This window comes from Phenylobacterium sp., assembly GCF_036264965.1.
GTDB lineage: Bacteria > Pseudomonadota > Alphaproteobacteria > Caulobacterales > Caulobacteraceae > Phenylobacterium.
This window is the reverse complement of sequence record NZ_DATAPY010000016.1, coordinates 25770-33148: the sequence shown is the minus strand read 5'-3', so window position 1 is coordinate 33148 and position 7379 is coordinate 25770. Positions and strand designations below refer to the sequence as shown.

8 protein-coding genes are annotated in these 7379 nt (G+C 69.7%); 3 read left to right on the top strand and 5 right to left on the bottom strand.

Annotated features, from left to right (window positions below):
- Positions 1 to 216 precede the first annotated feature (216 nt).
- Positions 217 to 1551: an autotransporter outer membrane beta-barrel domain-containing protein gene (locus VHS75_RS01595; protein WP_329636852.1), complete on the top strand. Its 1335-nt coding sequence runs from the start codon at positions 217 to 219 to the stop codon at positions 1549 to 1551.
- Here VHS75_RS01595 and VHS75_RS01590 read toward each other — a convergent pair.
- Together VHS75_RS01590 and VHS75_RS01585 are read right to left on the bottom strand one after the other, a co-directional pair.
- Complete coding sequence (locus VHS75_RS01590) at positions 1548 to 2438, bottom strand: hypothetical protein (protein WP_329636851.1); 891 nt, start codon at positions 2436 to 2438, stop codon at positions 1548 to 1550. The two genes, VHS75_RS01595 and VHS75_RS01590, sit on opposite strands and share 4 nt — an antisense overlap.
- Entirely contained in the window at positions 2435 to 4066 is a 1632-nt protein-coding gene (locus VHS75_RS01585; protein WP_329636850.1) for a CHASE2 domain-containing protein, read from the bottom strand. Before VHS75_RS01585 ends, VHS75_RS01590 begins: the two co-directional genes overlap by 4 nt.
- 227 nt (positions 4067 to 4293) lie before the next feature.
- On the opposite strand from VHS75_RS01585, the gene VHS75_RS01580 reads away from it, so the two are divergent.
- Positions 4294 to 4683 carry a response regulator gene (locus VHS75_RS01580; protein WP_329636849.1) on the top strand — a complete coding sequence of 130 codons (390 nt, stop codon included), beginning with the start codon at positions 4294 to 4296 and terminating at the stop codon, positions 4681 to 4683.
- Between the two features lie 123 nt (positions 4684 to 4806).
- Complete coding sequence (locus VHS75_RS01575) at positions 4807 to 5184, top strand: hypothetical protein (protein WP_329636848.1); 378 nt, start codon at positions 4807 to 4809, stop codon at positions 5182 to 5184.
- 23 nt (positions 5185 to 5207) lie between these two features.
- Here VHS75_RS01575 and VHS75_RS01570 read toward each other — a convergent pair whose 3' ends face one another.
- Genes VHS75_RS01570 through VHS75_RS01560 form a run of 3 tightly spaced genes read right to left on the bottom strand, consistent with a single transcriptional unit; the run spans position 5208 to position 7280 of the window.
- Positions 5208 to 5561 (bottom strand): TadE family protein, encoded by a 354-nt coding sequence (locus VHS75_RS01570; protein ID WP_329636847.1) that lies wholly within the window; start codon positions 5559 to 5561, stop codon positions 5208 to 5210.
- Between the two features lie 49 nt (positions 5562 to 5610).
- Positions 5611 to 6033 carry a TadE/TadG family type IV pilus assembly protein gene (locus VHS75_RS01565; protein ID WP_329636846.1) on the bottom strand — a complete coding sequence of 141 codons (423 nt, stop codon included), beginning with the start codon at positions 6031 to 6033 and terminating at the stop codon, positions 5611 to 5613.
- On the bottom strand, positions 6030 to 7280 hold the full coding sequence (locus tag VHS75_RS01560) for a pilus assembly protein TadG-related protein (protein WP_329636845.1): 1251 nt from the start codon (positions 7278 to 7280) through the stop codon (positions 6030 to 6032). Before VHS75_RS01560 ends, VHS75_RS01565 begins: the two co-directional genes overlap by 4 nt.
- Between the last annotated feature and the right edge of the window lie 99 nt (positions 7281 to 7379).

The window sequence follows — 7379 nt, the reverse complement described above, 5'->3', positions numbered from 1 at the left end:
CGCGAAGCCCGCTGACAGTCCTCATACCCACAACGCTGTTCCCCAACAGGAGCCCAAGGTTGGCGCAAATCCGCTACAGGAGGAAGCAATAGTGACGCTGGCGCCGAAGACGCCGGCCTGCGTCGCCGCTCGGCAGCCCCCAACCCGGCCTCAAAGTTGGACCATTGGGCAAAGGCTGTCAGATTGGCCGACGGGGATATCAGGGGGCGTCGGGGCATGGTCGGCAAGAGTGGGCGTTCAGCGCTTTGGGCGACATTGGCGGGGAGCTTCGTCTCCCTGGCGGCGACTGTGGCCTCGGCGCAGGTGGCGGCGCCGTCGCCGAACACCTCGAAGCTGGTGACCACCGCTGAGGGCAATTCGCAGTTCGCCAGCACTGCGGCCTATCTGGGCGCGCTTTGCCCGAACCTGGCGCCGGGCAGCGATCTGCAGGCCCGCTGCTCCTGGTTCCTGGGCCCGGCGCTCGCGACGCCCAACCTCGCGAACATGGGCCTCGACGCGATCACTCCCGAGCAGGTCCTGGCCCAGGGCGGGGTCGTCGACGGCTCCATCCGGCCGGCGACCAGCGCGGTGGCGAGCCGGATCTCGGCGCTCAGCCACATCGGCTTTGGCCGCGGCCTAGCCAGCGCCTACCGCCCGGTCCTGCTGGCGACGAACGGCGACACCGCGGGCCTCGGCGGTCTCAGCGCCCCGCGGCTGCAGGGCTATGTGAACCTGGTCGGCGGGTCGGGCAGCCGGACAGACAACCCCTTGGAGACCGGCTACGATTTCGACCAGAAATCGATCACCGCGGGCGCCGACTACCGGTTCAGCGACAAGCTCACGGCCGGCGCGTCCCTCAGCTACGGCGACACCAGCCTCAAGTTCGCGTCGAACACCGGCAAGATGGACTCGAGCACCTGGATGGGCACGGTCTACGGCCTCTGGTCGCCGACCGACCACATCGAATTCACCGGGCTCCTGGGCTACGGCCGCGTCGACTACGACAGCGACCGCCGGATGGACTACTCGGAAGGCGACGAGCAGATCACCCGCGTGGCGCACGGGACCACGAGCGGCAACCAGTTCGAAGGGTCGATCACCGCGGCCTATTCGATGAACGCGGCCGGCGGCTGGACCTATGGCCCCTCGCTCTCGGTGAGCGCCACGAACCTGGACCTCGACGGGTTCAAGGAGAGCGGCGCGCAGGGCCTGGACCTGGGCTACGACAAGCAGTCCAGCAATAGCCTGCAGTTCGCGCTGGGTTTCGACGTCTCCAAGGCGATCAGCATCGCGGCCGGCGTGGTGTCGCCCTACGCCCGGGTCCAGGCGGTCTACGAGGCCGAGGACAACAAACGCAACGTCACGATCCACTATGTCGCCGACACGACCGGCGCGCTGCCGGGGATCCGGCTGACCACGATCTCGCCGGACCGCATGCGCTACATGGTGGGCGGCGGCGTCTCCGGCCAGTTCGCCCGGGGCTGGGCGGGCTTCGTCGACATCGAAACTGTCGTCGGGCTGAAGGACATCTCCGGTTACACCGCGACCCTGGGGGTCCGGAAGGAGTTCTAGGACGCCGCCGCTTCCGCGCGCCGCCGCAGCCGGCCTTCGAGCGCGGCGCGGTAGAGTTCCGGCGCGTCGCCGAAGCCGGCCCTGGCCAGCTCGGCCAGCTCGCCGAAGGCGAACATCCGCCACTCGGGCGGGCCGTCGGTGACGATCCAGGTCGCCCGCGCCAACCGCTCTTCCCGGTCGCGGGGCTGACGTCCCGCATACCACGGCGGGCTGGGCGCCGTCGGCGACGTCGAGACGTTCCAGACGACCTCCGATGGCTGCAACTGGATGCGGAAGGCGGTCCGCCCCGCAGGGACAGGGATTTCGGCGAACCGCTCCGCCGACGCCGAAAGACTGACAGCGGGCCCACCCTCAGGCGTGAGCGTCAGGGCCTGCGCCGGGCCCCGCCACGCCGCCACCACCGTCCGCGCTGCGGGCGTCACATGTTGCGGCCCCGCGGGCAGCAGGCCGATCGCCGCGACTCCGGCCGCCGTTGTCGAGCCGGCGGACCGCAGCACCGTCCCGGTGACGATGCCCATCCCTGCCGCCGGCGGGCCCAGGCCGATCGCCCGGAAGAAGGCTGCGTCGAGGATCGAAGCTGCGCCGGGGCCGTGGGAGGCCACCGTGGTGTTGGTGGTGCGGCTGGTCCAGCAGCTGCGCGCCCCGCTCACGTTGACGCAAGCCGTCGCCGCGCCGCGGATCACCAGATGATCGCCGTTGTAGAGCGGCTCATGCGGGCCGATGACGTGGCGTCCCTCCCCCGCGCGTTCGACCTTCACCTCGTCGTCTGACCCGGCCCCGCGGATCGCCTCGACCATCCCGACCGAGCCCCAGGCCGCCGCCTGCGCGGCCGCAGGCAGCGCCATCGCCGCCAACGACAGACCGATGAGCTTCCCGCGAGCCGTCATGTCTCATCTCCCTTCGGCGCACCCGGCCGAATGCGGGAATAGCCGAACGCCCAGATCGCGACGAGCCACGCTTCCAGGCTGCGCGTCAGCCAGGATGAGAAGACCGAATAGCCGTCCAGGCCAACCCCGAGCGTCGGGCCCAGCAGGTCGACCGCCGGGCCGGCGTGACCCACGCTCAGCGCCGTGCGCATCTGCTCCGCCGCATGGCCCAGTTCAAAGCGCAGGACGAAGGCCAGACCCGCTACGAAGATCGCCGCGCAGGCGAGCCGTGTCAGAAGCCTGATCCGCCGCGAGTGACGCGCCGAATAATGCGCCAGTCCATGGACGATGAACCACACCGGCGTCATCAGGAGCGTCGCGGAGATCACGCCCAGCGCCTGCTCGCCGAACACCGCGAACCAGCGCGCCACCCGGGCGCTGGCGCCGCTCGGTGCGGGATCCGGCTGGACGCCGAACTCGGCGAAGGAATTGGTCGCGTTGATGATCACCTCCGCCCCGCTCATCGGGCCCAGCGGGGTGGCATGCCAGTCGAAGCCGGACCGCAGGCTCGATCCCAGCACGATGGTCTTACCGGCGAAGGCCTTGGGGTCGAGCACGAAGGCGCCCTTCTTCAACAGGTCCGAGGCCTCATAACGGTCGTAACGGCCGCGGTAGCGCAGCTCGGCCTCGGCGGTGGGCCGCGCGTCCGGATCCAGCGACAGGCTCTTGAACCGATAGTGGATCGGCGAGGCCGGCGTCCTGCCGCGGTTCGCGCTCCACAGGCCGGCGCGATCGGCCTGCGCCGCGCAGCCTGCAGCCGCGCGGAAATAGGCGCAGTCGGCGAGGCCCGCCCGCCGCGGGTCGGCCAGCAAGGCGGCCAGATAGGGCGCCGAGGGCAGGTAGCGGTCGCCCGCTCCGCCCGCGTCCACCCATCCGGCCGGCGGATAGTGGCGAATGACCCCGTCGTCGGCGGTGGGGTCGGTGGTGGGCGCCATCAGCGCCGGACGCACCTTCCCGCTCACCGGCCAGGTCGCGGTGTCGCGCGTCGGGTCGCCGAAATAGCCGAAGCTCGTGGCGTCGTCGTCCGGCCGCGCAGCGGCCTCGACGATGATCCAGGGTCCGTTCCCCGCCGCCGATGCGGCCAGCCCGGTCCGCAGGCTCGCGGCGGACGCGGCGTCATCGGGCGACGCGATATCCAGCACGACGACGGCGGCCTTCGATGTGGCCGCCGCGCGGACGAAATCCAGGATCAGGCCCTGCGGCGCCGGCTTGCCGATCTCGCAGGGCGTCAGGGGCTTCGCCTCGTGGACGGCCTCGGCCGCGGGCCCAGGGCCGGGCCCCGGCCCGGGCAGCATCGGCGCAAACAGCCGGCAGGCGCCGCGGTCGATGTCGACAAAGACGTAGCCGCCCTGCCCACGCCCGCGCGCGCCGGCCTCGTCGCTGTCGGCCAGGGCGTTCATGCTCAGGTCGACGCCTAGCCGCTCCAGCGCCACCATCGGCGAATAGCCGAACGCCAGGCCCAGCGACAGGACCGCCGCAATCGCCAGCCCGAACAGCCCGCCCGCCAGCGCCGCCAGCACCGCCTCGCCATACCACGGCCGATGACCCTGCCGCCGATCTGGCCCGTCCTGGTCCCGCCGTTTTGACAAGCCCACATCCCCCGTGCGGACCCGGACCTCAGACGCCGGGTCGCGCGCCGCACTGTCAGCACACGTTCCCCGATGTCTAGCGCGCCAAGCTGCGCCATGGCGACGGCCGACATCCCGTCCTCGCGGGTATTCCGTAAAAACCCCTAGGGAATGGCGCCAAATTGCGACCGCCTGCCGCAGCGGCTTAATCTCGGACCAAGGGCTGACGGAGCCCATGGGAGGGACGAATGTCCGGTGGACTGCGTGTGCTGGTGGTCGACGACCACCCGGTGAACCGCCTCGTGCTCACGGAAATCCTGGCGCATCTCGGATGTGCGGTGACCACGGCGGATGACGGCGCCGAGGCGCTCTACGCGTCCCGCGTCGACCACTTCGACCTCATCTGCCTCGACCGGCACATGCCGGGACTGTCCGGCGACGACGTCGCCGCCGCCCTGCCGGCCGATCAGTTCGTGCTGGCCTGGTCGACCGATCTCACCGACCTACCGGACCGGTTCAATGGCGCGCTCTCCAAGCCGGTCAGCATCGCCGACGTCCAGCGCGCCGTGCTTCGCGCCGCCGCCTGGCGCGGCGCCCCGGCCATGCACGCCGCAGCTGCGAAGCTCGCGGCCGCCTGATGGCGAGCCGCCTGCAGAAGGCGCCGACCTCCCACTTCGGAACCAATTCCGGCCCACCGGGTTACCGCCGGCGCTGAGGGGCTGTTCCGAACGGGGCCGAATGGGTCCGTAGGGAGATACTGCATGAGCGACCATATCTCAGCCGCGCCGCGCGGCGCCTTCGTCCGCGCCCTGGCTCTCGGCGTCACCCTTGTCGGCCTTTCCGCCAGCCCATTGCTTGCCGGTCCGCATGGCGGGGGCGGCGCAGGCGCCGGGGGCATGAGCGGCGTGAACGGCAATTTTGGCGGGATGTCCGCCGGTCACATGAGCGCCATGGGGCTCGCCCAGACCAACGGTCCGAACGCAACAGACCGCGATTTCGGCGCGGACCGGGCCAGCGACCGAACCCAGGCGAGCGTCAAGGCGAAGTCGACGTCAAATTCCAACGCGCCGACCTCCGCCGACCGGGATCACGGCCGAGACCGCGCCGCGGACCGGGCCCATCTTCACGGCAAGCCCTGACCGACCGCGCGCCCGCGCCGAGGCTAGGGGACGGGAACTTCCGTCTGCGCGTTGAACGTCAGCGCCTGCTGGGGAAGGAAGGGGATCATCAGGTTGGTCTGGTAGACGCTGGCCGCGCGCAGCACCGGAGCGTTGGGCGTCGAGTTGTCGGCGGTGAGCGAGACGGTGATGTTGTGGGTGTCCGCGATACCGTTGAGTTGCGTCAGCATCGCCGATTTCAGCTGGTCGGCGGTCGTCGACGGATTCAGCATGATGTTCCGCGCGTTGGTCTCCAGGCTCCAGCGGACGCTGGCGGCGCAATGCAGGGCCCAGGCCAGTTGGAAGGAGCCCAGGAGGAACACCAGCAGCACCGGAGAGACCAGGGCGAATTCGACCATCGTCGCACCCGACTCCGCCCGCGCCGCGCGCGCGATCCCGCGGCGAAGCCTAGCGAACACGGACGGTATCGTTCTGTGACATGGCATGGGACTGGAGCAGCCCCGTGAAGGTGCCGCTCGCCGTCAGGGTCAGGAAGACCGACGGGGGATTGGATCCGGTACAGAGGGTCGCGCAGTCGACCGGGCTCGATCCGCAGGTGCAGCTTCGCGCGACGCTGACCGCGCCGTCGGCGGGCTTGCCCGGCCACGCCTGCTGGGCGACGAGCTGGGCCGTGGGGTCGTCCGCCCCACCGGTCTGGTAGTAGCGCGCGCCGCTCTGCAGCGCTGTGCGCATGTCCTGGTTCTGGCTGACATTGAGCCAGGTGTCGGCGCCGACCACCAGCAGGGTCGCGAGGAGCGGCGCGATCAGTGCGAATTCCAGCGCGGCCAGACCGCTGCGGTCGGATGCGAAGCGGGCGAAGCGGCGCATCATTCCACCAGGGTCACCGCTTGGCGCGCCGGGATCGCGGCCATCCCTTGGGCGGCGCAGTTCACGCCCACCGTGGCGTTGCCGGTCCACTGCACCTGGTCGGCGACAATCTGGGTGCAGCCGTTCGTGCCGGTGAAGTTGCCCTGGTAGGTGACCTGCTGGGTCGGGAAATAGAGGTCGCCGGTGAGCTTGGAGGTGGCGTCGCCGTTGAAGACGTTGGATCCGCTGGTTGCGGTCCGGTCGCCAAAGAACAGGATGCCGCTGTAGGTTCCCGAAGTCGGAGCCGAGAGGGTGACCACGGCGTTGCCGTTCATCGAGACCTGCGAACCCGCCGCCAGGAAGATAGTGACCCCGCTGCCGGAGACGGTGGCGTTCGCGTTGACCGAAAAATCGCTCCCCGACACATAGTAGACGCCGGCGCTGAGCACGACGTTGCCGCTGAGGCTCATGCCGCTCTTGTAGTAGCCAGGCTGAAGCGTGACCGGCCCCTTTGGATTTTTGGGGACCGTCTGGTTCTGACCTTGACTTGGGGTCGGCAGGGCGGCGAACGGATCGGCGACGCGCGGCGCCTGGGTGATGGCCGACTGGCAACCTGTGAGGGTGAGGCCGGACTTGTTGGTGATGCCTCCGGCAGACTCGACGCAATTGGCCGACAGCTTGCCGGAACCCCAGACGTTGACGCCGTCGCTGGCCACCGAGTTGGACATGACGTCGCAGCCGGTCAGGGTGAGGGTCGAATTGCCCTGGACCTGGACCGCGCCGCTGGCGGTCTTGTCGAGCGCCAGGATGCAGGCGTCGCCGGCCGTCTGGGCGAGGGCGACGGCCCGGGTGTGTATGACGATCGGCTGGGTGTTGAATACGGCCGAAAAGAACCGCGGCGTGTTCTGGGTCAGCAGGACCTCGACGGCGTTCGGCGTGATGTTGGCGCCCGACGCCGGTGGGGTGTTGACCGTGATCGTACCCCCCGTCGCCGACCAGCCGTTGGAGGTCGCCTGCGACGAAGCGGCGCCGTTGATCGTGGAGATGTCGGATCCCGCCCGGTTCTCGAGCGCCGCGGCATAGGCGGCCGCGTCGGCGGCAGCCTGAAGGTGGTTCTTCTGGAAATAGTCGTAGCTGGTCTCGGCGACCAGGCCGGCTCCGCCCATGGCCATCGGCATGGACAGCGCGAAGATCATCGCGACATTGCCGCCTTCGGCGCGGAGATGACGAACGAGGCGTCGCGCCTCATGGATGAGATGGCTGCGGCTCATGACCGCCAACATAATTGCGCGCGGTTACTTCATCGCAAACGAGGGGGGTTAATCCGCGAAAACCATGGACGAACCTAGGCCGCCGGCTGACCGCGGATC

Bases quoted from the DNA above. Each gene is read 5' to 3' on its own strand.
- VHS75_RS01575 (WP_329636848.1), top strand. From the start codon at position 4,807: ATGAGCGACCATATCTCAGCCGCGCCGCGCGGCGCCTTCGTCCGCGCC.
- VHS75_RS01580 (WP_329636849.1), top strand. From the start codon at position 4,294: ATGTCCGGTGGACTGCGTGTGCTGGTGGTCGACGACCACCCGGTGAAC.
- VHS75_RS01565 (WP_329636846.1), bottom strand. From the start codon at position 6,033: ATGATGCGCCGCTTCGCCCGCTTCGCATCCGACCGCAGCGGTCTGGCC.
- VHS75_RS01560 (WP_329636845.1), bottom strand. From the start codon at position 7,280: ATGAGCCGCAGCCATCTCATCCATGAGGCGCGACGCCTCGTTCGTCAT.
- VHS75_RS01570 (WP_329636847.1), bottom strand. From the start codon at position 5,561: ATGGTCGAATTCGCCCTGGTCTCTCCGGTGCTGCTGGTGTTCCTCCTG.
- VHS75_RS01595 (WP_329636852.1), top strand. From the start codon at position 217: ATGGTCGGCAAGAGTGGGCGTTCAGCGCTTTGGGCGACATTGGCGGGG.
- VHS75_RS01590 (WP_329636851.1), bottom strand. From the start codon at position 2,438: ATGACGGCTCGCGGGAAGCTCATCGGTCTGTCGTTGGCGGCGATGGCG.